The 24,784-nt window shown below is 68.5% G+C and carries 26 protein-coding genes and 1 pseudogene; 15 read left to right on the forward strand and 12 right to left on the reverse strand.

Annotated elements, in window-relative coordinates; all coding sequences use genetic code 11:
- The 4 genes and pseudogenes from BLS74_RS35080 to BLS74_RS13330 all read left to right on the forward strand — a co-directional run.
- A pseudogene (locus BLS74_RS35080) lies at positions 1-168 on the forward strand (twin-arginine translocation pathway signal protein); the annotation flags it as partial.
- Between the two features lie 2 nt (positions 169-170).
- Positions 171-1,121, forward strand: coding sequence for a 3-hydroxyacyl-CoA dehydrogenase NAD-binding domain-containing protein (locus BLS74_RS13320; protein ID WP_170855590.1), 951 nt, complete (start codon positions 171-173; stop codon positions 1,119-1,121).
- Between the two features lie 24 nt (positions 1,122-1,145).
- Positions 1,146-2,960: a feruloyl-CoA synthase gene (locus BLS74_RS13325; protein WP_093106872.1), complete on the forward strand. Its 1,815-nt coding sequence runs from the start codon at positions 1,146-1,148 to the stop codon at positions 2,958-2,960.
- A gap of 207 nt (positions 2,961-3,167) precedes the next feature.
- Complete coding sequence (locus BLS74_RS13330; RefSeq protein WP_093106874.1) at positions 3,168-3,560, forward strand: DUF1801 domain-containing protein; 393 nt, start codon at positions 3,168-3,170, stop codon at positions 3,558-3,560.
- A 15-nt stretch (positions 3,561-3,575) separates the two neighbouring features.
- On the opposite strand, the gene BLS74_RS13335 is transcribed toward BLS74_RS13330, so the two are convergent.
- From BLS74_RS13335 to BLS74_RS34780, 5 genes are all read right to left on the reverse strand, one after another.
- Positions 3,576-4,274 carry a hypothetical protein gene (locus BLS74_RS13335; protein WP_093106877.1) on the reverse strand — a complete coding sequence of 233 codons (699 nt, stop codon included), beginning with the start codon at positions 4,272-4,274 and terminating at the stop codon, positions 3,576-3,578.
- Positions 4,275-4,449: 175 nt separating this feature from the next.
- The gene (locus tag BLS74_RS13340; RefSeq protein ID WP_170855591.1) at positions 4,450-4,914 is read right to left on the reverse strand and encodes a DUF4259 domain-containing protein; all 465 of its coding nucleotides are present in this window, start codon (positions 4,912-4,914) and stop codon (positions 4,450-4,452) included.
- 44 nt (positions 4,915-4,958) lie between these two features.
- Positions 4,959-5,711 (reverse strand): hypothetical protein, encoded by a 753-nt coding sequence (locus BLS74_RS13345; RefSeq protein ID WP_093106882.1) that lies wholly within the window; start codon positions 5,709-5,711, stop codon positions 4,959-4,961.
- A 124-nt stretch (positions 5,712-5,835) separates the two neighbouring features.
- Positions 5,836-6,309, reverse strand: a complete 474-nt coding sequence (locus tag BLS74_RS13350) for an RES family NAD+ phosphorylase (protein ID WP_093106884.1) — start codon at positions 6,307-6,309, stop codon at positions 5,836-5,838.
- Positions 6,306-6,830: an antitoxin Xre/MbcA/ParS toxin-binding domain-containing protein gene (locus BLS74_RS34780; RefSeq protein WP_093106887.1), complete on the reverse strand. Its 525-nt coding sequence runs from the start codon at positions 6,828-6,830 to the stop codon at positions 6,306-6,308. The genes BLS74_RS13350 and BLS74_RS34780 overlap by 4 nt, the downstream gene beginning before the upstream one ends.
- A gap of 153 nt (positions 6,831-6,983) precedes the next feature.
- On the opposite strand from BLS74_RS34780, the gene BLS74_RS13360 reads away from it, so the two are divergent.
- Genes BLS74_RS13360 through BLS74_RS13370 form a run of 3 tightly spaced genes read left to right on the forward strand, consistent with a single transcriptional unit; the run spans position 6,984 to position 10,299 of the window.
- Positions 6,984-7,454 carry a helix-turn-helix domain-containing protein gene (locus tag BLS74_RS13360; RefSeq protein WP_093107342.1) on the forward strand — a complete coding sequence of 157 codons (471 nt, stop codon included), beginning with the start codon at positions 6,984-6,986 and terminating at the stop codon, positions 7,452-7,454.
- Positions 7,455-7,459: 5 nt separating this feature from the next.
- Positions 7,460-7,870 (forward strand): VOC family protein, encoded by a 411-nt coding sequence (locus BLS74_RS13365; RefSeq protein ID WP_093106890.1) that lies wholly within the window; start codon positions 7,460-7,462, stop codon positions 7,868-7,870.
- A gap of 41 nt (positions 7,871-7,911) precedes the next feature.
- Positions 7,912-10,299 carry an ATP-binding cassette domain-containing protein gene (locus tag BLS74_RS13370; protein WP_093106892.1) on the forward strand — a complete coding sequence of 796 codons (2,388 nt, stop codon included), beginning with the start codon at positions 7,912-7,914 and terminating at the stop codon, positions 10,297-10,299.
- 43 nt (positions 10,300-10,342) lie between these two features.
- On the opposite strand, the gene BLS74_RS13375 is transcribed toward BLS74_RS13370, so the two are convergent.
- Positions 10,343-10,918: a carboxymuconolactone decarboxylase family protein gene (locus BLS74_RS13375; RefSeq protein WP_093106895.1), complete on the reverse strand. Its 576-nt coding sequence runs from the start codon at positions 10,916-10,918 to the stop codon at positions 10,343-10,345.
- Positions 10,919-11,020: 102 nt separating this feature from the next.
- Between BLS74_RS13375 and BLS74_RS13380 the strand changes: the two genes are divergently transcribed.
- Together BLS74_RS13380 and BLS74_RS13385 are read left to right on the forward strand one after the other, a co-directional pair.
- Positions 11,021-11,341 carry a winged helix-turn-helix transcriptional regulator gene (locus BLS74_RS13380; RefSeq protein ID WP_093106897.1) on the forward strand — a complete coding sequence of 107 codons (321 nt, stop codon included), beginning with the start codon at positions 11,021-11,023 and terminating at the stop codon, positions 11,339-11,341.
- Between the two features lie 44 nt (positions 11,342-11,385).
- On the forward strand, positions 11,386-12,357 hold the full coding sequence (locus BLS74_RS13385) for a threo-3-hydroxy-L-aspartate ammonia-lyase (protein ID WP_093106900.1): 972 nt from the start codon (positions 11,386-11,388) through the stop codon (positions 12,355-12,357).
- Between the two features lie 3 nt (positions 12,358-12,360).
- Here the strand turns inward: BLS74_RS13385 and BLS74_RS13390 are convergent, their stop codons facing one another.
- From BLS74_RS13390 to BLS74_RS13400, 3 genes are read right to left on the reverse strand one after another with little or no spacing between them, the layout of a single operon-like run.
- A complete protein-coding gene (locus tag BLS74_RS13390; RefSeq protein ID WP_093106903.1) occupies positions 12,361-14,652 on the reverse strand; it encodes a LamG domain-containing protein in 2,292 nt (763 codons plus the stop codon).
- Positions 14,649-15,626, reverse strand: a complete 978-nt coding sequence (locus BLS74_RS13395; RefSeq protein WP_093106905.1) for a Bug family tripartite tricarboxylate transporter substrate binding protein — start codon at positions 15,624-15,626, stop codon at positions 14,649-14,651. The genes BLS74_RS13390 and BLS74_RS13395 overlap by 4 nt, the downstream gene beginning before the upstream one ends.
- 27 nt (positions 15,627-15,653) lie before the next feature.
- A complete protein-coding gene (locus BLS74_RS13400) occupies positions 15,654-17,054 on the reverse strand; it encodes an aminotransferase family protein (protein WP_093106908.1) in 1,401 nt (466 codons plus the stop codon).
- Positions 17,055-17,185: 131 nt separating this feature from the next.
- On the opposite strand from BLS74_RS13400, the gene BLS74_RS13405 reads away from it, so the two are divergent.
- Positions 17,186-18,103 (forward strand): LysR family transcriptional regulator, encoded by a 918-nt coding sequence (locus BLS74_RS13405; protein ID WP_093106910.1) that lies wholly within the window; start codon positions 17,186-17,188, stop codon positions 18,101-18,103.
- A gap of 3 nt (positions 18,104-18,106) precedes the next feature.
- On the opposite strand, the gene BLS74_RS13410 is transcribed toward BLS74_RS13405, so the two are convergent.
- Entirely contained in the window at positions 18,107-19,414 is a 1,308-nt protein-coding gene (locus BLS74_RS13410; RefSeq protein ID WP_093106913.1) for an AsmA-like C-terminal region-containing protein, read from the reverse strand.
- A gap of 105 nt (positions 19,415-19,519) precedes the next feature.
- Here BLS74_RS13410 and BLS74_RS13415 point away from each other — a divergent pair, with 105 nt between their 5' ends.
- Both BLS74_RS13415 and BLS74_RS13420 read left to right on the forward strand, forming a co-directional pair.
- Positions 19,520-19,942 (forward strand): hotdog fold thioesterase, encoded by a 423-nt coding sequence (locus BLS74_RS13415; protein WP_093106916.1) that lies wholly within the window; start codon positions 19,520-19,522, stop codon positions 19,940-19,942.
- 49 nt (positions 19,943-19,991) lie between these two features.
- Positions 19,992-21,350 (forward strand): solute carrier family 23 protein, encoded by a 1,359-nt coding sequence (locus BLS74_RS13420; protein WP_093106918.1) that lies wholly within the window; start codon positions 19,992-19,994, stop codon positions 21,348-21,350.
- Here BLS74_RS13420 and BLS74_RS13425 read toward each other — a convergent pair.
- Positions 21,317-21,649, reverse strand: a complete 333-nt coding sequence (locus BLS74_RS13425; protein WP_093106920.1) for a hypothetical protein — start codon at positions 21,647-21,649, stop codon at positions 21,317-21,319. The two genes, BLS74_RS13420 and BLS74_RS13425, sit on opposite strands and share 34 nt — an antisense overlap.
- Positions 21,650-21,850: 201 nt before the next feature.
- Between BLS74_RS13425 and minC the strand changes: the two genes are divergently transcribed.
- From minC to minE, 3 genes are read left to right on the forward strand one after another with little or no spacing between them, the layout of a single operon-like run.
- Positions 21,851-22,606, forward strand: a complete 756-nt coding sequence (gene minC, locus BLS74_RS13430) for a septum site-determining protein MinC (RefSeq protein WP_093106923.1) — start codon at positions 21,851-21,853, stop codon at positions 22,604-22,606.
- A 48-nt stretch (positions 22,607-22,654) separates the two neighbouring features.
- Complete coding sequence (minD, locus tag BLS74_RS13435) at positions 22,655-23,470, forward strand: septum site-determining protein MinD (RefSeq protein WP_093106925.1); 816 nt, start codon at positions 22,655-22,657, stop codon at positions 23,468-23,470.
- Positions 23,471-23,473: 3 nt separating this feature from the next.
- On the forward strand, positions 23,474-23,758 hold the full coding sequence (minE, locus tag BLS74_RS13440; protein WP_093106928.1) for a cell division topological specificity factor MinE: 285 nt from the start codon (positions 23,474-23,476) through the stop codon (positions 23,756-23,758).
- Positions 23,759-23,773: 15 nt separating this feature from the next.
- Here minE and BLS74_RS13445 read toward each other — a convergent pair whose 3' ends face one another.
- Positions 23,774-24,679 carry an alpha/beta hydrolase gene (locus BLS74_RS13445; RefSeq protein ID WP_093106931.1) on the reverse strand — a complete coding sequence of 302 codons (906 nt, stop codon included), beginning with the start codon at positions 24,677-24,679 and terminating at the stop codon, positions 23,774-23,776.
- Positions 24,680-24,784 lie beyond the last annotated feature (105 nt).

Here is a 24,784-nt window from a genome sequence, read left to right on the forward strand (position 1 = left end):
GCGTCCATCAACGCCGCGATCAAGGACAAGTCCGTCATCGACAGCCTGGCGGTGGTCGGCCTGATCGCCCAGGGCTCCACCGTCGAGGAGATGGCCCGCTCGCAGAACATCGAGTTCGAGCGCTGGGGCCCATTGGTCAAGAAGGTCGGCTTCACGGCCGAATCCTGACGATGGCGCACATGGACACGGCCATCACACGCGTCGCGGTCGTCGGCACCGGTGTGATCGGCGCCAGCTGGACGGCCTACTTCCTCGCCCACGGGCTCGACGTCGATGCCACCGATCCTTCGCCGGGCGCCGAGGCGCGCCTATTCGAAGCCGTGGCGCAGCACTGGCCGACCTTGCAGCGCTTCGGGCTGGCCGAAGGTGCGTCGATGGAGCGGCTGCGCTTCCATGCAACGCTGGAAGACGCGGTGCGCGACGCCGACTTCGTGCAGGAGAACGGCCCCGAGCGCCTGGACTTCAAGATCGATCTGTTCCGCCGCATGGACGTGGCCGCGCAGCCGCACGCGATCCTCGCTTCGAGCTCTTCGGGGCTCGCGATCAGCGGCGTGCAATCCGGCTGCGCGCATCCCGCGCGCGTGGTGCTGGGCCACCCCTTCAATCCGCCGCACCTGATTCCGCTGGTCGAGGTGATCGGCGGCACGGCCACATCGCCCGCGACCATCGAACGCACGATGGCCTTCTATGCCGCGATCGGCAAGCGCCCGATCCACGTGAAGCGCGAGGTCAAGGGCCATATCGCGAACCGGCTGCAGGCCGCGCTGTGGCGCGAGGCCTTTCACCTAGTCGACCAGGGCGTAGCCTCGGTGGCCGACATCGATGCGGCCATCGCGCACGGGCCCGGTTTGCGCTGGGCCGTGATGGGCCCGTTCATGAACCTGCATCTCTCCGGTGGCGCCGGCGGCATCGCGCATGTGCTCGCGCACCTGGGTGGGCCGATCGAGGACTGGTGGAAGGATCTGGGTGCACCCACGATGACACCCGAGCTCAAGCAGCAGGTGGCCGAAGGCGTGGCCGCGGAGCTGGGCCAACGCCACACCAGTGAGCTCGAAGCCGCGCGCGACATCCTGCTGTTGAACCTGATTCGCGCAAAAGCGGCGTCCGGCACACTCGAATAACCAAGCGCCTCCAGGAGACAAGCGATGACCGCCCCCGGCTTCTTCGACGACGAGCGCCACCTCGCCCCGCCGCGCACCCTGCGCATCGACTTCGACGACGGCTCCTTCGCGCTGCGCTCGCCGGTGGCGCTCAGGCCCTATGCGCGCTGCATCGGCGAGTGGCTGGAGCGCTGGGCGCGCGAGACGCCCGATGCGCTGGCGCTGGCCGAGCGCGACGAAAGCGGCGAAGGCTGGCGCCGGCTCGACTACCGTGCGCTGCGCCGCGCCGTCGGCGCCGTGGCGCAAGGCCTGCTGGACCTGGGCGTGCCCGCAGACAAGCCGGTGGTGATCCTCTCCGACAACGCGATCGACCATGCGGTGCTGATGCTCGCCGCCATGCACATCGGCCGCACCGCCTGCTCGCTCTCCAGCGCCTATTCGCGCATGGCGAAGGACCCGACGCGGCTGCACAGCATGCTGCGCGCGCTCGAGCCGGCGCTGATCTATGCCTCGGATGCCAAGGTCTACGGCAGCGCACTGGCGGGCTCGCGCATCGATGCGCCGGCGGTGTTCAGCCGCAACGCCGACGCCCACCCGGGCGCGCTCAGCTTCGCGCAGCTGCTCGAAACCGAGGAAACGCCGGCCGTCATGCAGGCCTTCGAGGCCATCCTGCCCGACACCCACGCCAAGTACCTGCTGACTTCGGGCTCGACCGGCCGGCCCAAGGTGGTAATCAACACGCACCGCATGCTGTGCGCCAACCAGCAGATGATTGCGCAGACTTGGCGCTTCCTCGACCAGGAGCCGCCGGTGCTGGTGGACTGGCTGCCCTGGAGCCACACCTTCGGCGCCAACCACAACTTCAACATCGTCCTCAGCCACGGCGGCGCGCTCTACATCGACGAGGGCCGGCCGGCGCCGGGGCTGATCGAGAAGACGGTGCGCAACCTGCGCGAGGTGCGGCCCACGCTGCTCTTCAACGTGCCGCGCGGCTACGACATGCTGCTGCCCTTCCTCGAGGCGGACGACACGCTCGCGGCCGAGGCCTTCTCGCGCCTGCGCCTGTGCTTCTATGCCGCCGCGGCGCTCGCGCCCTCGACCTGGCAGCGGCTCGAAGCGGTGGCGCGGCGCGCACGGCCCGCGCAGCCGCTGTGGCTCACCACTTCCTGGGGCGCGACCGAGACCTCGCCCGCGATCACCTCGGCGCACTGGAAGCTCGACGGCGCAGGCTGCATCGGCGCGCCGCTGCCGGGGCTGGAGCTGAAGTTCGTCCCCAACGGCGACAAGCTGGAGATGCGGGTCAAGGGCGTTTCGGTGTTTCCCGGCTATCGCGGTGCGCCGCGCGAGACCGCGCAGGCCTTCGACGAGGAGGGCTACTACCGCATCGGCGACGCGGGCTACCTGGTCGATAAAGCACGGCCCGAGTGCGGCGTGATGTTCAACGGCCGCGTGGCCGAGGACTTCAAGCTCACCAGCGCCACCTGGGTGTCGGTGGGCACGCTGCGCGTGGAGCTGGTCTCGCGGCTTGCGCCGCTGGTGCAGGACGTCGTGATCACCGGCCACGACCGCGAGGCGGTTGGCATGCTGGTGTTCGCCAGCCCGCAGGGCGCCGCGCTGCCGCGCGAGGAGCTGGCGGCCGCGCTGCGCCGCACGATGGCAGCCATGCGCGACGCCGGTGCAGGCTCCTCGCAACGCCCGGTGCGCGCACTGGTGCTCGCTACCCCGCCCGATATCGATGCCGGCGAGATCACCGACAAGGGCTACATCAACCAGCGCGCGGTGCTGACGCGGCGCGCGGCCGAGGTCGAGCGGCTGCATGGCAGCGCAGCCGACCCGGAAGTGGTGCGCCTGGACGATTGAGCTCGAGAAGCGGCTACGGAGCGTTCATGTAGCGCTCGACCTCGCAGGCCTGCCCTGCGGGATCGGCGCCGCAGGCCGTCGGAGGCGGTGCATGGGCCGCGCCCGCGCAGCCTGCCAGGTTGAGAACACCAGCGATCGCCGAAGCTTGTCGAACGACGGCTTGGCGCCCCGGTCCCGTTTAAGCTTCGCCGATCAAGCCTGTCCGGAATGCAAAAGACGACGCCTGCTTCTAGTCCCGACGCCTATGTGGCCGCCCTCGATGGCTGGCGTCGGGCGTGCGTCGGGGAATTGCGTGCGGAGGTTCGCGCCGCGTCGGCGATGGAGGAGGTCGTGAAATGGCGCCACCTCGTCTATCTCGCGAACGGGCCCGTGCTCCTCATTCGCGCGGAGGAAGCCCGGGTACTGTTCGGCTTCTGGCGAGGGCAGCAGCTGCGCGCCATCGAACCCGGGCTCAAGCCTGGAGGGAAGTACGAAATGGCCACGCTGGAACTGCGAGAGGGAATGACCGTCGACCCCGCCACAGTGCGCCTCCTGACGCGAAAGGCGGTCGCCCTCAATCGAACGCTTGGTGATCCGACTCTCGCAGCGAAGCGCAGCTGAACGACTGATGCAGGCTCAGCCCAGCAGCAACGGATTGCGACGCGCTTCGTCGAGCCGGCGCTGGCGTAGGGGTTCGACGCACTGCAGGCTGCGGCGGGCGGATGGCTGCGCGCACGCGTAGTTCATGCAGACCGCGCGGAACACGAAACTCAAGCCCGTACACTTGGCCGACGGACCCCGGGCGCCGGCGCGGGCCAGCAGCGGTGCTGCACTGGCGTGGGCCGATGAAGACCTACGCGGGGTTTTGCCTGGCGCCGCACGGGAGCGCTCCGCAACGACGGCAAGGGGTTCGGTGTCCGCCTTCGGCGCTTGCGCCAGCGCGACGGCCGGCGCATCCGGCGATGCATGCATCGGCATTTTTTCGCTTGCCGAAGAGAAGGACCCGTCGCGAGGGCCGAAGGCCGCGACGACGATGAGCGGGATCGCCACGGTCCACATGGCCAGCAAGGCAACGGCGCGCAATGGCCGCGCCACCACGACGGGCGACGGCGTCTTCGGTTCGTTGTCGGCCGGCCGCGCCGCCAGGCGGTCGGCGAGCCGGCGGCGCCGTCGCGCTTCGTCGGCCGCCAATCTCGCGAACTGCCTGAGCTGCTCTTCCGTAGGACCCGGGCCGCCCCGGATGAAGCTTCCGAACGAGCGAACGATGGCGGCCTGCGCCTCTTCTCTTGCGCTCGCCGCGTTGCGGGTGGCGTCCAACTGGGCGCCGATCGACACCTCCGTCGTCCGCGCAGACCTTGAATTGAAACCCTCTGACATCAGTTCCTTCCAGCACCAAAAGCCATGAGACGGCATCACATCCGAGCTTGCGCATTTTTCTGTCGGACATCGCCTGATGTGCTTGTCCCGGTGGTAACCGGGCGTTAAGACGCCCAGGGCCTGCTAACAGGCCCTAGCGCTGCAGACGCGCCGCAAGCCGTGTCAGGTTGGAAGCCCACCGGTTCGGCTTTTCTTCTTCCCATTGTTGGGCGAGCTCGGAGACATTGCGGTCCGCGACGCGGGCCAGGGCCAGCCTGGCGCGCGTCGCGAGCGCATGCAGTTCTTCTGTTCGTCTGCCGGCCAGGCACTCCACCGCTCGCGTTTTCGATGCCGCGGCGCCCTTGCCGATGGCGCCGGCGATCAGTTCGGCGGCAGCGACCGCGGCGGCCCCGTCGTCCGCATCGATGTGGCTTGCCATCTGCGCCATGTCGAGAGCCTGGGACACAAAGGCCGGATCCGCCCTGCGCTCGCATTCGGCCAGCCAGTCCTGCGCGGCGTCGTTGTCGAAAGCGCCGTCGCCCCACGCCCCGGCGTGCGCCGCCAGGTTCATCGAAAGTGCGAGTGCAGCAACAATCAAAAGATGCTTCGGCCGGCTCACCGTGGTCCACCTCATCGCAGCCGCCATGGCTGCCGGCGACAAGGCTACATCAACCAGCGCGCGCTGCCGGCGCGGCGCGCGGCGGGACTCGAAAAGCTGTCCTGCAACGCCAGCGATGCGGTGGTCGTCCGGCTGGACTGAAGCACGGCCAGGTCGGTCTCGACTTCGAGGAAGCAGGCCAGCATCGCATTGACGCCCGGCGCGCGGCCGGTGCCGTCGCGCCAGTGCGGCAGCTCGTGGTCCATCTGGACGCAGAGATCGTTCCAGGCCTCGGCCAGCGCGGCCCAGGGCACGACCGCAGGTTCGCTGACGCGGCCCGCCAGCAGCAGGAGCGCGCGCCGCAGCGAGGGGGTCTGCTCCACCAGCAGCCGGCAGCGGCGGAACTCGCTCGCGCTGCGCGGCAGGTCGAGCGCTGCGCCGCCGTAGTGCGGCGGGCGAACGCCGGTCAAGAGCGCGAAGAGCGCCAGGCTCGAAAGCCCCTGTTCACCGGCCGCGAGCCAGCGCACGGCATCCGGCTCGAGCCGGCGCGCAGCACGGCCCAGCTGCGCGCGCACGCGTCCCATGGCGGCGGGCGCTTCCTGCTCGCGGATGCGCGCCAGCCCTTGCGGCGGCCCGAGGACGGCAGTGGCGCCCAGCATGCGCGCGACGTCGGCATGCAGCACGTCGATGTCGCTCGCCTCCTTCAAGAGAAGCAGCCAGTCGCGCAGCGGCATGTGGCCGTACACGATCCTGCAGCCTTCGCGCTGCTGGATCTTGTAGTTCGGCTCGCCCGCGGCCGGCGTCTTCGATGGGGTCATGCCGGTATATCGGCAGACCCGGGGCCGGCGAACAGGGCGACGCCAAGAAAAAATGCGAGCGTGGTGTGCGGGTAGCGCTCACTCCAGCTTCATGCCCGAATCCGCCAAGCGAATCGCGCCAAGCTCATGACCTGAAGAGCCGGTCGTATTCGAACAGGCGAACGATTCGCGGCGCGATCCGCTTCGACTGCGGATGGAGAGGATTGATCAGGGCCGCTCGTTCCTCTGGAACCACCACCGAAGGCACCAGCAGAATCGGCGTTCGCAGCGAGGCAAGCCACGCGGAGCCGATCCTCACGCTGGCATGACCCGCGGGGATCGCCGACCAGGTCGCAGGCAGGGACGCCACGTCGAGTTCTTCGCGCGACTCCCACATGTCATCCGGTACATCCAGCTCGAGCAGATATCGGTTCAGCGGAAGGCCGGTGTTGTCGATGTGCGCAGCGGTCTCGAGCACCGCGATGGAGACGGACGGCGCCGCGTAGACGACCGGCTCGCCAGTGTCGTTCCATCGGCCGGGATGCTTGGCCGCGCCGCCGCCGCTGAGATCATCGGCGCGGTACTTTCGAGTATCGGCCGCGATTCGCCACAGCTTCACTGGTAGGCGCCGCTCTCGATGGAGCCCAGCAGACGGGCGACGACCTCCACGCCCGTCGGCGTGTCGATCAGATCCGCGGGTTTGCGGCCGCCGAGAGAGGGCTGGGGCCGCTCGATCCATTGGCCGAGCCATTTCGCGGCATCGAAGCCCTTCGCCTCGGGCGCCTTGCTGTTCTCGACGATGTCCTGTGCGATTCCGAGGAGCTTGATCATGCCGATCGCGGCTTGGCCGCCGCTGCCGGAGACCAGCTCGCCCGCAGCAGCCTTCTTCTCGGCCGTGGCCTTCGGCACGCCGAGGATGGCGAAGAAGCGCGAAGTCGCAAGGTCCATCCTCTTGGACAGATCCTTGATGAAGATTCCCTGCACACCCTGGCGTTCGATCGCCACGATTTCCATCGGCGTGGCGCCGGACACCGCGCGCACGTAGGCGTCGACACCTTTGTTCCGCTGATAGACGATGACGGCCTGGGTGCCGCGACGCGGCTTGGGGGCGGAACCGGTTCTGGTCTGTGACGACAACATGGCTGGCCTCGGTATGTCTATATGAAGACGAATTTTAGTCTCATTCTAGACGACACAGGCAACCCCCTCACCTTCCGCGACCTCGTCGCCCACCTCGGATACACCACGTCAACGGGCTTGAGCACGCCGGTGCGGCGTGACACGATCGCGCAGATGACCAGCAGACCCGCCGCAGCGCAGCACCTGCGCGACCTCGCGAGGCTACGCCGCGTTCGCGACCGGATCGACCGGGAGTACGCGCAGCCGCTGGACGTCGAGGCGCTCGCCCGTGGCGTGAACATGTCGGCCGGGCACCTCAGCCGCCAGTTCCGGCTCGCCTATGGCGAGTCGCCGTACGCCTATCTGATGACGCGGCGCATCGAGCGCGCGATGGCGCTGCTGCGTCGTGGCGATCTCAGCGTCACAGAGGTCTGTTTCGAGGTCGGCTGCTCGTCGCTGGGCACCTTCAGCACTCGCTTCACCGAGCTGGTCGGCATGCCGCCCAGCACCTATCGGCGCCAGGGAGCGCGCGCGACCGCGGGGATCCCGTCGTGCGTGGCGAAACAAGTCACCAGACCGATCAGGAATCGAGAAGCGCCGATCACCGAGCCGCAACTAGACTGGCCGCCACCGCAACCAGACTGACCGCCATGGACATCACCATTCACTCGAGCTTCCTCCCGCACAACGACCCGGACGCCTCCCTGGCCTTCTACCGCGACATCCTCGGCTTCGAGGTCCGCAACGACGTCGGATACAACGGGATGCGCTGGATCACGGTCGGCCCCGCCGACCAGCCTGGCACGTCCATCGTCCTGCACCCGCCGGCCGCCACCCCCGGCGTCACCGACGACGAGCGCCGCACCATCGCCGAGATGATGGCCAAGGGGACCTACGCCATCATCATCCTGGCCACCGCCGACCTCGACGGCACCTTCGCTCGCCTGCAGGCGAGCGGCGCCGAGCTCATCCAGGAGCCCACCGAGCAGCCGTACGGCGTGCGCGACTGCGCCTTCCGCGATCCCGCAGGCAACCACATCCGGATCAACGAAGTGCGCTGAGCGGTCCGGCAATGCGGCCCCGCCCAACAGATGGAGACACGATGAGCAAGGCGACGAGGAAGGACACGCAGTCGCCTGCGCTGCACGTTGCCGACCGCCACGGTCTGATCCGCGTGCAGGGCGCGCGCGTGAACAACCTCAAGGACATCAGCGTCGAGCTCCCTAAGCGCCGGCTGACGGTGTTCACCGGCGTCTCCGGCTCCGGCAAGAGTTCGCTGGTGTTCGGCACGATCGCCGCGGAATCGCAGCGGCTGATCAACGAGACCTACAGCGCCTTCGTGCAGGGTTTCATGCCGACGATGGCGCGGCCTGAGGTCGACGTACTCGACGGCCTGACGACCGCGATCATCGTCGACCAGGAGCGGATGGGCGCCAACGCCCGCTCTACCGTCGGCACCGCCACCGACGCCAACGCGATGCTGCGCATCCTCTTCAGCCGGCTCGGCAAGCCGCACATCGGCTCACCCAACGCGTTCTCCTTCAACGTCGCCTCGGTCCGGGCGACCGGTGTGATCACCGTCGAGCGCGGTGCCAGCAAGACGGTGAAACAGAGCTTCAGCCGCACGGGCGGTATGTGCCCGCGCTGCGAGGGCATGGGCAAGGTCTCCGATATCGACCTCACCCAGCTGTACGACGAGGCCAAGTCGCTCAACGCGGGCGCGATCACGATTCCCGGCTACAGCATGGACGGCTGGTATGGCCGCATCTTCCGCGGCTGCGGCTTCTTCGACCCGGACAAGCCGATCCGCAAGTTCACCAAGAGGGAGCTGCACGATCTCCTGTACAAGGAGCCGACCAAGATCAAGGTCGATGGCATCAACCTGACGTACGCGGGGCTGATCCCGCAGATCCAGAAATCGTTTCTGTCCAAGGACCTCGACGCGCTGCAGCCGCATATCCGCGCCTTCGTGGATCGGGCGATGACGTTCGACACCTGCCCCGACTGCGGCGGCACCCGGCTCAGCGAGGCCGCCCGGTCCTCCAGGATCAGGAAGATCAACATCGCCGACGCCTGCGCGATGCAGATCAGCGACCTGGCCGATTTTGTCCGTGGCCTCGAAGAGCCGTCGGTCGCGCCGTTGCTCGCCAAGCTGCTGCATACCCTCGACTCGTTCGTGGAGATCGGGCTGGGCTACCTCTCGCTCGACCGGCCGTCGGGCACGCTGTCGGGCGGCGAGGCACAGCGCACCAAGATGATCCGCCACCTCGGCTCCTCGCTCACCGACGTCACCTACGTCTTCGACGAGCCCACCATCGGTCTGCACCCCCACGACATCCAGCGGATGAACGAGCTGTTGCTGCAGCTGCGGGACAAGGGCAACACGGTGCTCGTCGTCGAGCACAAGCCGGAGGCGATCGCGATCGCCGACCACGTCGTCGACCTGGGCCCGGGCGCCGGTACGTCGGGCGGCACCGTCTGCTACGAGGGAACCGTCGAGGGGCTGCGGGCCAGCGGCACCCTCACCGGGCGCCACTTCGACGACCGGGCCGCCCTCAAGGAGACGGTACGAACGCCGACGGGCCAGCTTCCGATCCGCGGCGCGAGCACTCACAACCTGAAGGACGTCGACGTCGACATCCCGCTCGGCGTGCTTTGCGTGATCACCGGCGTGGCGGGCTCCGGCAAGAGCTCGCTCGTGCACGGATCGATCCGCGCCGGCGAGGGTGTGGTGTCGGTCGACCAGGGCGCGATCCGCGGCTCGCGACGGAGCAACCCGGCGACCTACACCGATCTGCTCGAGCCGATCCGCAAGGCGTTCGCAAAGGCCAACGGCGTGAAGCCCGCGCTGTTCAGCGCCAACTCCGAGGGCGCCTGCCCCACTTGCAACGGCGCCGGCGTCATCTACACCGACCTGGCGACGATGGCCGGCGTCGCCACGACCTGCGAGGACTGCGAGGGCAAGCGATTCCAGGCGTCGGTCCTGGAGTACCGCTTCGGCGGCCGCGACATCAGCGAGGTGCTCGCGATGTCGGTGTCCGAGGCCGAGGAGTTCTTCGGCGCCGGCGAGGCGCACACGCCGGCCGCACACGCCATCCTCGAGCGGCTCGCCGATGTGGGCTTGAGCTACCTCAGCCTCGGCCAGCCGCTCACCACGCTGTCCGGCGGCGAGCGGCAGCGGCTCAAGCTGGCCACCCACATGGCCGAGAAGGGCGGCGTCTACGTCCTCGACGAGCCGACCAGCGGCCTCCATCTCGCCGACGTCGAGCAGCTGCTCGGCCTGCTCGACCGGCTCGTCGACGCCGGCAAGTCGGTCATCGTCATCGAGCACCACCAGGCGGTCATGGCGCACGCCGACTGGATCGTCGACCTCGGCCCCGGCGCCGGCCACGACGGCGGCCGGATCGTCTTCGAGGGCACACCCGCCGACCTCGTCGCCGCCCGCTCCACCCTCACCGGCGAGCACCTCGCGGCCTACGTCGGCACCTGACCCCCTGCTGCGCAAGCGTTGGGATCACCCCAGATGCACCGCGTCAACGGGCTTGACCCCACCGCGCCGCCCATGTCTCCAGCGGCACCCGCGCCGCGTTGCAGACATAGCTGATCGCGTGGTACCAGCCGGCGAGCATCAGCAGCTCGATCAGCTGCGGCGGCGTCCAGTGCGCCGACAACGATTGCCAGAGCGCGTCGTCGACATCGGCCTTGTCGTGCAGCGCGTCCACCATCTGCAACAGCAGCCGATCACGCGGTGCAAGCACTTCGAGGTCGGCGACGGCCGAGACGATGGCCTCGCGCTCACGTTCGCCCAGTCCCGCAGCCTGGGCGAACGCCGCCCAATGCACGCCCCACTCGTACTCCGCGCCGCAGCGCGTACACACGCGCAGGATGACGATCTCCCGATCGCGCAGCGGAAGGCTTGCCTTGCGGCCCAGCAGGTAGCCGCCCCATGGCATCGATCGATCGGCCAGCGCCGGATTGATCGCCAGTACCCGGAAGAGCGCCAGGATCTCTGGCGCATCGGGCGGCGTCATCTTTTTCAGCAGCGCACCGAGCTCTTCCGGATAGGGCGGCGCAAGCGGTGCGATCCGTGGTTCGGACGGGGTCGTCATCGGCAATTCCTCTGGCTAGAATGGCTGCATTTCGCTACGGAATTCGTAGCAGCAAAATGCAGTCTATCGCTACGGATTCCGTAGCGCAATCACCTTTGCGGCATGAACGCCAAGACTTCCGATGCCCTCCCCGTCACGGCGCGGCGACCGATCATGGCCCTGCTCGAGCAGCTCGGCCGCAAGGGCACATTGCGCATCCTGTGGGAGCTGCGCGACGGCGCGCCGCAGAGCTTCAGGCTGCTGCAGACGAATGCGGGCGAGATGTCGCCCTCGGTCCTCAACGACCGCATCAAGGAACTGCGCGCGCTGAACATCGTCGAGTTGGCCGAGCTCGGCTATGCGCTCACCGAATCGGGCGTCGAACTCGTGAAGCGCCTGAAGCCGCTCAACCAGTGGGCGGACCGCTGGTTCGAGGAACTTTGATAATTTGTCCAGATATAGATAATCTGTCCATACCGAGGAACGCCATGCCTGAGACCCTGAAACTGCCCACCTTCGAAGACGTCGCCGCCGCTGCCGCGCGCATCGAAGGCCATGCCCATCGCACACCGGTCCTGCGTTCGCGCACGGCCGACGAAGAGCTGGGCGCTGAAGTGTTCTTCAAGTGCGAGAACCTGCAGCGCATGGGCGCCTTCAAGTTCCGCGGCGCCTTCAATGCCTTGTCGAAGTTCGACGAGCGCCAGCGCCGCGCCGGCGTGGTGGCCTTCTCTTCGGGCAACCATGCGCAGGCCATCGCGCTCGCGGCACGCATCCTCGGCATGCCCGCCACCATCGTGATGCCGCACGATGCGCCGGCGTCCAAGGTGGCGGCCACCAAGGGCTACGGCGGCCAGGTCGTGATCTACGACCGCTACAAGGACGACCGCGAACAGATCGGCCGCGAGCTCGCCGAGAAGCACGGCCTGACGCTGATCCCGCCCTACGACCATCCGGACGTGATCGCGGGCCAGGGCACGGCGGCGAAAGAACTGTTCGAGGAGGTGGGGCCGCTCGATGCCTTCTTCGCTCCCATGGGCGGCGGCGGCCTGATCTCGGGCTCGGCGCTCTCGACGCGCGCGCTTTCGCCGCAGTGCAAGGTCTACGGCGTGGAGCCGGAAGCGGGCAACGACGGGCAGCAGTCGTTTCGCAGCGGCGAGATCGTCCACATCGACACGCCCAAGACCATTGCGGACGGCGCGCAGACGCAGCACCTTGGCCAACACACCTTCCCCATCATCCGCCGCGATGTCGACGACGTGCTCACCACGAGCGACGCGCAGCTGGTCGAGGCCATGCGTTTTTTCGCCTCGCGCATGAAGCTGGTGGTGGAGCCCACCGGCTGCCTGGGCTTTGCGGCCGCACGCGAGATGAAGGCGCAGCTGCGCGGCAAACGCATCGGCGTGCTGGTGAGCGGCGGCAATGTCGACGTGGAACGCTTCGGCGCCCTGCTCGCAGGCTGAGCCTCAGGCCCGCGGCTGCACGCCGAAGCGGTACAGCACGTTCTTGAGCAGCTTGCCGAAGTTCGGGTCGCTGCCGATCACCCAGGCCGCGCCGACCGCGCCGGCGTGAAACACGCGCCCGCCTTGCGGCCGTTCCCAGTAGATCATCTCGGCCGAGAGTCCGCCGATCGACTCGGTGAGATTCGAGTGGTAGTCGAGGTAGGCGTCGAGCTTGCCGGGCACGCGCCGGATGCCGTTGGCGATGACCTCGATGCCTTCCTGCGGCGCCGGCAGCGCAGCACCCGGCGGCGTGTGCTTCGTCATGCGTGCGAGCGTGGCGATCGTCAGGTCCCACTCATGGCCGATCGCGCGCGGCAGGCCACCGCCCGGCGCATGGCCGAAGGTCTGTCCCTTGGCCAAGCCCAGAGGATGCGGCTCGTTGAACAACGCATGCGCCGGCTGTTCCACGTGGTAGACGCCGAAGTCCTCGCCGTCGGCAAAGGCCCAGCCCGCGGTCTCCAGGCCGATGATGTCGGCCGCCGGCCGGCCCGAGGCCTTGAGGCGGCCGCCACGCGCCCAGTCCTGGCTGTGGTACTGCTCGCCGAAGGGCCCGGCGGGCGGGCCCACCGGCGGCACGGTTTCGTCGTGATGGGGGCCGTTGACCTTGCGTTGCTCCATCACGCTGAAGTCCTCGTCGTAACTCACGCGCAAGTACATGGTGTTGCCCGACAGCACGATCGCGCTGCCGCCGCGGCGGAGGTAGTCGTCGAGACCCTCGACGCCGGGCAGCGACCAGTATTCGCTGTGGCCGTTGACGAACACGGTCTGGTAGCGCGAGAGGATCGCGGGATCGCGATGCAGGTCGATGTCGCCGATCACGTCGAAGTCGTAGCCCTCGCGCGCGAGCCAGACGTGCAGGCGGCGCTCCAGCCGCGTCCACTGGCTGAAGCCGCTGCCGGCCGGATCGTAGAGCGCACTGGGGCTGGCGTTGGGCCAGGGCATGCGCAGGCCGACCTGGTAGCAGGGCTGGCCGGCGCGGTGGTAGGTGTAGCTGCTGTAGGCCGGCGCTTCCGGATGGCAGTTCTCCAGGCCGGCCGCACGGCGCGGCCACACAGGATCGTCGACCACGTTCTTCGCGAAGGGCGTGCTCGCATAGGCCAGCCAGCTGTTGACGGCGCACAGCACGAGGATCGGCGCCGGCGCTGCATGCGCCGGCTTCCGGACGATGAAAGTGATGTCGTAGTCGGCTTCGCGGCCGCCCTGCTCGAAGCGGATGCGGCCGACGTAGACGCCGGACTTCGCATCTTCGGGGATGCGGAACTCGTGCGTCGCCTCCCATCGGCAGTCGTAGAGATCGTCGCTCGCGAAGCGCAGGCCGTGGCCGCGCGTCGGATCGGCGAAGGGGTCGTAGCCTGATTCGGCGTCTTCGCTGGGTGCGACCTTCGCAGGCTCGAAGGCGGGGCCGACGATCATCCAGGTGCCGTGGTTGACGATGCGGCCGGTGCGCTGATGGCCGCTGGCGTCGGCCACCTGCGCGCCGCGCTCCTCGCGCAGCGGCCAGCAGGCGAGCACCGAGCGGCCGGAGGCGATCGCGAGGCCGCGCTGCGCGTGGCGCTCGACAATCTCTTCAGGTACCAGCGCGCGGCCGTAGAGGACCGGCATGGCGAGATCGGCTTCGAGGAAGACGTCGGCCAGACCGTCGACGCCGCTCGCGCCCATTCGCAGCGGCGCCGGACCGGGCCGGACTACCTGCCCCGCATCCCATTGCCCGGCCTGTTGACCATCGATCCACAGCGCCGCGACGCGGCCGTTCCACGTGGCGGCCACATGCTGCCAGCGGCGCTCGACGAGCCGGCCGTGCGCCCGCTGCGCCTCGGCGCGGAAGCCCCGGCCATCGCCGAGGTAGAAGGCGAGCGCCCCACCCTCCTCGATGAACAGGCCCCAGCCGCAGTGGGCGGGAAAGTCGTATTGGCCGATAAGGGTCTGGCGCGTGGCGATGCTCCAGGGCTTGACCCAGCATTCCAGCGTCAGGCCGTAGAGCGGCAGCGCCGCATCCAGCGCCTTCTCGACGAAGACATAGGAGCCCGGGTGGATGGCCTGCACGCGCGCGGGCGACGGCGCAAAGGCGTGCAGCACGACATCGTCGCTGCGCCCTTCCACATCGCTGCCGAGCTGGCAGACCGAGAGCTGGTAGCCGCGGTCGCTGCTGACGTGAAAGCGCACGCATTCGCCGGCGGCCACGCTCTTGCGGTCGGCGTAGCCGTGAACACCGGGAAGATTCAGGGACTTGTGCGGAGGGATCGGTGGCGTCGTCATTCGGACGTGAAACCGGAAGCCTTGACCACTGGCCCCCAACGCTTGAGATCGTCGGCAATGAGCTTGGTCAATTCCTCGGGCGTGCTCGGACTCGGATCGCTGCTGAGCTTCTGCAAGCGCTCCTGCACTTCCTTGTTGGCGAGCGCCTTGCCGAGCGCCGCGTGCAGCTGCTCGACGATGGGCCGCGGCGTGCCGGCGGGCACGAAGAGACCGGTCCATTCGAGGTTGTCGAAGTGCGGCTGGCCCAGTTCCTTGAGCGTCGGCACATCGGGCAGGAGCGCCGCGCGCTTCGCGCCGTTGACGGCCAGCACCTTGAGCTTGCCGCTTTGCTGGTGCGCGACCAGGTCGGCGATCGGGATGATGCCGGCCGCGATCTGGTTGCCCAGCAGGTCCTGCACCAGCGGCGCCGCGCCGCGGTAGGGCGCGGCCACCAGGTTGGCCTTGGCCTCGCTGCCGAGGCGGAAGCCCATGAACTGCGCGACGCTGCCGGGCGCGGGAACGCCGTAGCTCGCCTTCGACGGATCGGCGCGCGCGAGGTCCAGCCACTGCTGCACGTTCTGCGCCGGCAGTGCGGTGGGCACGGCAATGCCTTCGTAGAAGCTCACGATGCGGCCCACGGCCTGAAAGTCCTTCACCGGGTCGTAGCGCACCGACTTCGAGGTCAGCGGCAGCATCACCATCATGTGCATGTTGGCCAGCAGCACCGTGAGGCCGTCGGGCGGCGCGGCGCGCACATAGTCGGCCGCGATCTGCCCGCCGGCGCCGGTGCGGTTGTCGACGACCACCGTGGTGCCGAGCTCGGCCGCGAGCTTGTCGGCCAGCGTGCGTGCCTGCACGTCGGCCGAGCCGCCGGCCGGGTAACCGACGATGAGTTTCACGGGGCCCTTGCCGGCGGCGATCTGCGCCGAAGCGGCAGCGGCGAATGCGAGGGTCGCGCAGGCGAGCGCGGTCTTCAGGAGAACGGGGAGCTTCATCGGGGACCTTTCAGAAATGAATAGGGTTCACGCGGCCAGGCCCTTGCGCGCGATCTCGTCGGCGAGATCGCGCAGGGACTTCTCGAGCAGGTCGGCGAGCTCGTCGATCTCCGGCTCGGTGATCGTGAGCGGCGGCGTGATCATCTGGAAGTCGCCGAAGGCGCCGAGGTTGGCGCGGCGGTTGTAGAGCGCGATGCCGTGCTTCAAGCCGTGCTCGGTGAGCCGGGCGGGCGCGTTGAAGGCCACCGGCAGCTGGCGGCGTGTGGCCTTGTCGGCCACGATCTCGATCGCGGTCAGTAAACCCTTGCCGCGCACGTCGCCGACGATGGGCGAACGCGCGGCGACTTCGGTGAGGCGCGCCATCAGGTACGCGCCCCTGTCGCGGGCGCGCGCGACAAGGCCCTGCCGGACCACCTCGTCGACCACCGCATGCGCGACCGCGCAGGAAAGCGGATTGGTGAAGTAGGTATGGCCGTGCACGAAGCCGCCGCTGGCAGCCACGGCATCGACGATGCGGTCGGGCGCGAGCAGGCAGCCCAGCGGCGTGTAACCGGCGGCCAAGCCCTTGGCCAAGGTCACGAGATCGGGGCGCGCGGCCGGCCAGTGGTGCGCGGCGAGGAAGGCGCCGGTGCGGCCGGCGCCGCTCATGATCTCGTCGTAGATGACCAGCACGCCATGGCGGTCGCAGATGCTGCGCACGCGCTCGAAGTAGGCCGCCGAGGACACCACCGCGCCGGTCGAGAGCCCGCCGATCGGTTCGACGATGAAGGCCAGCACGGTCTCCGGGCCTTCGCGCAGGATGGCCTGTTCGAGTTCGTCGGCGCACGCCAGCGCATGGGACTCGACGGTGTGCCCTTCCGGCACGCGGTAGGACAGCGGCGCCGGCACCTTCGGCATCGCGCGGATCATCGGCCCGTAGAGATTGAGCGTGTTGGCATCGCCCGTGACCGCCAGCGCGCCCAGCGTGGAACCGTGGTAGCTCGGGTTGCACGAGATCACCTTGGCGCGGCTCGCCTGGCCCCTGACCACCGCGTACTGTCGAGCGAGCTTGATCGCCGATTCGTTGGCTTCCGAGCCGCCCGAGACGAAGAAGGCGCGATCGAAGCCCTCGCCCGCGAGCGCGCAGACGCGGTCGGCCAGCGCGATGTTGTGCTCGCTCTCGAAGAAGCGCGGGTAGGCGAAGCTGACCTTGGCCGCCTGCTCGGTCATCGCGGCCAGCACGCGCGGATTGCCGTGGCCGATGTTGGCGACCACCGCGCCGGCGGTGGCGTCGAGATAGCGCTTGCCGTCGGCGTCCCACAGGAAGATGCCCTCGCCGCGCGCAATGCGGGGCGGGCGCGGCGCGCCCTTGGGCGCATAGAAGCCGAGGACGGTGCCGCCCTGCGGCGTGTCGCCCACGAAGCGTGCAGTGGGGGTCTGGGTGCTCATTAAGTAACCTCTGCGCTGCGCGCTCCGGTATCCGCCTTGGTAACGGCTCTGCGGCTCATGCCGCCGAAGATACGAAGAGACCGGCGCCAGCGGTAGACGTATGGGACGATGAAGTGCTATACGTGCTGCGCATGAAGACCACGCACGACCGCCTGGACCTGCTCGACACTTTTCTGCGCATCGGCGACACCGGCTCGCTCAGCAAGGCGGCCCGCCTGCTCGGCACCACGCAGCCGACGGTGAGCCGCAGGCTGCTGGAGCTCGAACGCCTGCTCGGCTGCAAGCTCGCGATACGCACCACCGCGAGCTTCTCGCTGACCGACGAAGGCCGCTCGCTGCTGGCCGAGGCGCACGACCTGACCGATCGCTGGTCGGGCCTGTCGAGCCGGCTCTCGGGCGGGCAGAGCCGGCCCGAGGGCACGCTGCGCGTGATCGGCCCCTCCGGCTACGGCACCGGCTTCCTGACCGATGCAGTGACCGATCTGCGCGCCGCCCATCCCGGCCTGCGCATCGAGCTGACGCTGACCGATCGCGTGATCGACCTCGCCGCCTCGGGCGCGGAGTGCTGGGTCTGCGTCGGCGAGGTGCGCGACCCGGGGCTGGTCTGCCGCCAGCTCGGCTCGATGGAGCGCGTGCTGCTCGCCACACCGGCGCTGCTCAAGCGCCTGGGGCCGGTGACCCTGGCGCGGCTGCCCTCGCTGCCCTGCGTCGGGCTGGTGCCCTACGTGATGGGCAGCGTGCGCCTGCTCGACAAGGCCGGCCGCTCGCGCATCGTGGCGCTGGACACGCCGATCCGCACCGACAGCCTGCTGTCGAGCTACCGCGCCATCCTCAACGGCGCGGGCATCGGGGCGGCGGCGCCGTGGATGTGCCAGGACGACCTGCAGGCCGGCCGGCTCAAGCGGGTGCTGCCTCAATGGTGGCTGGAGCCGGTCGGGATCCACGTCGCGTTGCCGCCAGGGATCTATAGACCCGCGCGTGTGACCGCCTTCATCGAAGCGCTCAAGCGGCGCATGCATGCGCTGCCCGGTTTCCGCCCGGCGCCCTGAGCCTCAGCGCGGCTTCTGCGGCGGCTTCTTTTCCTTCTCTTCGTCCTCGCCGCCGAACAGCTTTTCCACCTGCTGCCCGATGCGCGCGCCGATGGCGGTGCCGACACCCGGCAGCACGGCCGTGCCCACTGCGGCGCCGGCGAGCGCGCCGCCGGTCAGCGAAAGCTGCGGCTCGTCGAGCGTGCCGGCGAGCTTGAAGGGCACGCCGACCACGCCGTCGACCAGGTCGATTGCTGCCTCGCCGCTCAGGCGCCGGTTGAGCACCGTGGCGCTGCCGCTCGCGGTGAGCAAGCCGGAGCGCGCCTGCAGGCCGGTGTAGCGAAGCACGATGCCGTCGTCGCCGGACTGGGTGTCGAGGGTGCCCGTGAGGTCGTCGAACACGGTCTGGCCGCTGCGGTCCGCGCCGGCGGTGCTGACTGCCTTCGCGAGATCGAAGCCCTTCAAGGTCGCGGGCTTGACCGTGAATCGGGTGCGCGTGTGCAGCCGGCGCACCATCTCGCCCAGGTTGTCGCCCTCGGTTTCGAGCTCGGTCTGGCCGTCAATCCTGCCTTCGACCACGTTGCGCCGCGCAAAGGCGCCGACCAGCCCGGCGATGTCCACGCCCTTCGGCGACAGCTGGGCCGTGAGGCGCATCCGGCCCTGGTCGAGCACCCGCAGCGCCGCATCGCCGTTCCACGAGCCGCCGCCCACATCGATCTTCACGCGCCAGCGGTCCTGCTCGCCTTCGCGTTCGACGCGCATCCTCGCGGCGGGCGATGCGCCGCGCCGCGACACTTCGGCCTCGCGCGGGCGCCAGCCGCGGTCGAAGCGCAGGTCGGCGTCGTAGGCCAATCCGATGTCGCGGCGGTCGATCCAGGTCACATCGCGCAGCCGCAGGTGTTCGAGCGCAACCTCCGCCGGGCTCCACGCGCCGGCCAACGCCGTGGCCGCATCGCTCCACTGCCAACGCCCGCGGAAGGCGCGCACCGAGGTGCGCGGCAGCACGGCACCCTCGATTTCGACGGCATCGATCGCGATCCTGCGATTCCACAGCGCGGCGAGCTGCGGCCGCACGACCACGCGCCGCACGGTGATCGGGCGCTCCTGCACGGTCGCGAGATCGCTCAGCACCACCACCGGGATCGGCCTCAGCGACCAGTGCGCCCCGCCGATGCGAAGGCCGATGCCGGAGGCCTTCTCGAAGCGCTGGCCGATCTCGGCCGCGAGCGCTTCGTCGCTCGGCAACAGCCGCCAGGCCAACAGGGCCAGGCCGCCCAGCAAGAGCAGCACCGCGACGGCGGTGCCGGTGATCCATCGTCCTGCGCGGGTCATGATGAAAGCTTATGCCGTACAAGGCCGGCGGCAGTGTCGGCGGGAGGCCCGTCGTATCAGGGCCAGTCGCTATAGTTTTGGCCACATCGAACAGGAGAATGCCGCATGCCCATCTGGAAAAAAGAAATCTCGATCGAAGAACTGACTCGCAGCCACATCGACACCGCGGTCCAGACGCTGGGCGTCGAGTTCCTTGAGATCGGTGACGATTTCATTCGCGCCCGCGTGCCGGTGAACGAGCGCACGCGCCAGCCCTTCGGCATCCTGCACGGCGGCGTGTCGGTGGTGCTGGCCGAGACGCTGGGCTCCTGCGGCGCCCACTACTCGGCGCCCGAAGGCGAGCGCTGCGTGGGACTGGACATCAATGCCAATCACATCAAGGCCACGACCTCCGGCTGGGTCACCGGCACCGCGCGGCCGGTGCACCGCGGCCGCAGCACGCAGGTGTGGCAGATCGACATGACCAACGACGCGGGCGAACTCACTTGCGTCTCCCGCATCACCATGGCGGTGCTGAAGGCGCGCTGACCGGCGGAGCCCGGGATCCCGACAAAGACAACAACCGAGGAGAAGAACAATGAGCGATTCCTACCTTCCCCGCTGGCGCGAAGTCGCAGCCGGCAGCACCGCCGTGGTGGCGCCCGACGAGCGGCTGCCCTGGCCGCAAACGGCCGCGATGGGCGTGCAGCACGTGATCGCGATGTTCGGCGCCACGGTGCTGGCGCCGATCCTCATGGGCTTCAATCCCAACATCGCGATCCTGATGAGCGGCGTCGGCACGCTGATCTTCTTCGTCGTCACCGGCGGCCGGGTGCCCAGCTACCTGGGCTCGAGCTTCGCCTTCATCGGCGTGGTGATCGCGGCCACGGGCTATGCCGGCCAGGGGCCGAACGCCAACCTGGGCGTGGCGCTGGGCGGCATCATCGCCTGCGGCCTGGTCTACACATTGATCGGCATCCTGGTGGCCGTCACCAACGAGCGCCATCACAAGACGGCGCCCCTGCGGGGCATGGAGGTCGAGGAGATCGAGCAGGACGTTGCGGTGCACTGGATCGAACGGCTGATGCCGCCGGTGGTCACCGGCGCGGTGGTCGCGGTGATCGGGCTCAACCTGGCGAGCGTGCCGATCAAGAACATGGCGCCGACCGGCTTCGACACCTGGATCCAGGCGCTGACCTTTCTTTGCGTCGGCCTGATCGCGGTCTACACGCGCGGCATGGTGCAGCGCTTGCTGATCCTGATGGGGCTGATCGCCGCGAGCGTGATCTACGCAGTGCTGACCAACGGCCTCGGGCTGGGCAAGCCGATCGACTTCACGGCCCTCGGCACCGCGCCATGGTTCGGCCTGCCGCGGTTCGCGGTGCCGGTGTTCGATGTCAACGCGATGCTGCTGATCGCGCCGGTGGCGGTGATCCTCGTGGCCGAGAACCTGGGCCACATCAAGGCCGTGAGCGCGATGACGGGGCGCGACCTCAACCCCTATCTCGGCCGCGCCTTCATCGGCGACGGCATCGCGACCATGGTGAGCGGCGCGGCCGGCGGCACCGGCGTCACGACCTATGCGGAAAACATCGGCGTGATGGCGGCCACCAAGATCTATTCCACGGCGATGTTCGTGGTCGCCGCGCTGATCGCGCTGCTGCTGGGCTTCAGCCCCAAGTTCGGCGCGCTGATCCAGGCCATCCCGCTGCCGGTGATGGGCGGCGTCAGCATCGTGGTCTTCGGCCTGATCGCGGTCGCGGGCGCCAAGATCTGGGTCGACAACAAGGTCGACTTCTCGCAGAACAAGAACCTGATCGTGGCTGCGATCACGCTGATCATCGGCACCGGCGATTTCACGCTGAAGTTCGGCCAGTTCGCGCTCGGCGGCATCGGCACGGCGACCTTCGGCGCGATCCTGCTCTACGCGCTGCTGAGCCGCTCGCGCCAGGCCTGAATGCGCCGGCGCGGGAGGGTGCGCGATCGGTAGACGATTTCGATGCGCGCCATGAGTTCGCGAAACAGTCCCATCGGATCCTCGACCATGCGCGTCACCGGATAGCTGCCGAGCGCAAAGCCGGCAAAGCAGATCTGGACGCGGTCGAAGTACAGGAAGAGGCCCTGGCCCGCGTCCTGCAGGCAGCGCTCGGCTGTTTCGAAGAAATCGTCGCGCGGAAGCACGGCCTGCGCCGCCGCACCGAGGCTGTAGGTGTAGAGGTCGGGCTGGACGGTCCGGATATCGAGGATGGGTTGCATGGCAGGAAATGCGCCTTTTTGAAGCGGGCCAGTCTGCGAAGAGATTTCCGGGGCCCGTGTAGGAATCGGGCGCTCCTTCATGACCGCAAAAAATGCAACCTGGTGCAAGAGATGTTGTGCCGCGTGTTCTTTCACCAGCCTGTCAGCGGCGTGCGGCCTGCTCCCCGTTAGACTCCAACGCTTTTCGCACCAACGTTTTCCATGGCCGATGCTTCCGCCGCGCGCACCAAGGCGGTATTCGAATTCAAGAGCGCGACGCTGCCGCTGATCGCCGTGATCCTCAAGACGGCCGAGCTCGGCGTTCTCGCCGAGGCGCTGGACGTCCAGTTGGCCGATTCGCCTGACTTCTTCGATCAGGAGCCGGTGGTCATCGACCTCTCGCAGCTGCAGGAGAACGAAGCGGGCGCCAATATCGACTTTGCCGCGCTGCGCGCGTTGCTGGCGCGCCACCAGACGCAGCCGATCGCCGTGCGCGGCGGCAACGATGCGCAGAGTGCCGCGGCCCGTGCCGCCGGCCTGTCGCTGGCCGCGATGCCGGTGACGCCGAGCCCCCGCGCGCCTGCGCCGCCGGCCGAGGCGCCCAGCGAGGCGCCGCAAATCGTGCGCGAAGTGCCGGTGCCGGCGAATGGCACGCTGGTGATCGACAAGCCCTTGCGCTCGGGCCAGCAGGTGTATGCACGGGGCGGCGACGTGGTCGTGACCGCCGTGGTCAGCTTCGGCGCCGAGGTGATCGCCGACGGCAACGTCCACGTCTATGCACCGCTGCGCGGCAAGGCGATCGCCGGTGCGCGCGGCAATGCCGAGGCGCGCATCTTCACGACCTGCATGGAAGCGCAGCTGGTGGCGATCGCGGGCATCTACCGCACCTCGGAAGTCGCTCTGCCGGCAGACATCGCAGGCAAGCCGGCACAGATCTCGCTCGACGGCAAGAAAATCGTGATGAGCGCGATTCAATGAAGCGGCGCGCCTCGCACACCTGACAACCGAAATAAACGAAGGAATGGAATGGCCAAAATTGTGGTGGTGACCTCGGGCAAGGGCGGCGTCGGCAAGACGACCACGAGCGCGAGCTTTGCGTCGGGGCTCGCGCTTGCCGGCAAGAAGACGGCCGTGATCGATTTCGACGTCGGCCTGCGCAACCTCGACCTGATCATGGGCTGCGAACGGCGCGTGGTGTACGACCTGATCAACGTGATCCAGGGCGAGGCCAACCTGAATCAGGCCCTCATCAAGGACAAGCAGTGCGACAACCTGTTCGTGCTGGCCGCTTCGCAGACGCGCGACAAAGACGCGCTCACGCAGGACGGCGTCGAGAAGGTTCTGACGGACCTCGGCGGAATGGACTTCGACTACATCGTCTGCGACTCCCCGGCCGGCATCGAGACCGGTGCGCTGATGGCGATGCACTTCGCCGACGAGGCCCTGGTCGTGACCAATCCGGAAGTTTCGTCGGTGCGCGATTCCGACCGCATCCTCGGCATGCTCGGCAGCAAGACGAAGCGCGCGAAGAACGGCGGCGACCCGATCAAGGAGCACCTGCTGATCACGCGCTACAACCCGAACCGCGTGGCCGGCGGCCAGATGCTCTCGCTGGAGGACATCAAGGACATCCTGCGCATCAAGCTGATCGGCGTGATCCCCGAATCCGAAAGCGTGCTCCAGGCTTCCAACCAGGGCGTGCCCGCGATCCACGACAAGGAAAGCGACGTGGCCGAGGCTTATAGCGACGTGGTGGCGCGCTTCCTCGGCGAAGACAAGCCGATGCGCTTCATCGATGCCGAGAAGCCGGGCTTCTTCAGGCGCATGTTCGGAGGGAGATAAGCCATGTCCCTCCTCTCGTTCCTCTTGGGCGAAAAGAAGAAGACTGCGAGCGTCGCCAAGGAGCGGCTGCAGATCATCCTCGCGCACGAGCGCAGCAGCTTGAGCGGCAAGAAGCGGCCCGACTACCTGCCGGAACTGCAGCGCGAGCTGATCGCGGTGATCTCCAAGTACGTGTCGATCAAGGCCGAGGACATCAAGGTCAACCTGGAGAAGCAGGACGACCTCGAGGTGCTCGAGGTCAAGATCGAGCTGCCCGACGCGGCAGCGGCCGCGCTCGCGGCGCGCTGAAGCTTCTTCCGGCGCTCAGGGCCGGACGATGAACGCGACCACTTCCTGCAGCACCGAGGGCTCCTTGAGGATGCGCCGGTGGCCCAGGCCTTCGGTCGCGATCAGCCGCGCGCCCGCGATCGCATCGCGGTAGGCCACGCCGTCCGCGAAGCGATTGACACGGTCGTCGCGATCGTGCACGACCAGCGTGGGCTGGCCGATGCGCGGGCCGACGGCGGCCGGCTCCAGGAGCGGCATCAGGATGCCCTCACGCGCCTCGATCCGCCGCTGCATCGCGGCGCGCGTGCGCTCGCTGAGGCCGAACACGTGCGCGAAATAGCGCGTGAACGCGTGCGGCGACGCGGGCGGCGCCAGCAGCACCAGGCTTTGCGCGGGCAGGCCGCGGCCCGCGGCGTAGGCCAGCGCGTTGGCGCCCAGCGAGTGCGCGACCACGGCCTGCAGAATGGCGCCCTGCTGCACCAGCCGCGCTGCCACATAGTCGACGGCACGTGCGAACTGCGGCAAGTTGCTGACGGTGCCCGCGCTGCGGCCATGGGCCGGCATCTCGAGCAGCACCGGCGTGAAACCCTCGGCCGCCACGGCCTGCGCGAGCGCCAGCATCTGGCCCGCATGACCGCCCCAGCCGTGCACCAGCAGGACCTTCGGCGTGTCGGCGGCCATCACGGCGGGCGTGTAGAGGCCCATGCTCGCGTCCTCGAAGGGCCAGGCTTCGCGCCGCCAGCCCGCGCCCGGGCCGTGGCGCCGGTTGATCCATTTGAGCGGCAGCGGCGTGCCGAAGAGCCGATAGGCGGCGCGGACCCCAAGAGCCGGCCAGGCGCGTTGCGCCGTGCCCAGCGCGAAGCGCAGTGCGCGCATCGCGAGGCTGGCGCCGTAGTAGTTGGAAGCGGCGGCGCTGGCGCCAGTGCTGATGGTGGATTCCATGCTCAGTACCAGACCCAGTCTTCGTTGCTGCGCGGGAGGCTGCGCACGGTATCAACGACGGAACGGATGCCCAGCCCCACCAGGCAGGCTCCAAGAAAGAGAAAA

The organism is Variovorax sp. CF079 (genome assembly GCF_900101545.1).
In the GTDB taxonomy this organism is placed as follows: Bacteria; Pseudomonadota; Gammaproteobacteria; order Burkholderiales; family Burkholderiaceae_C; genus Variovorax.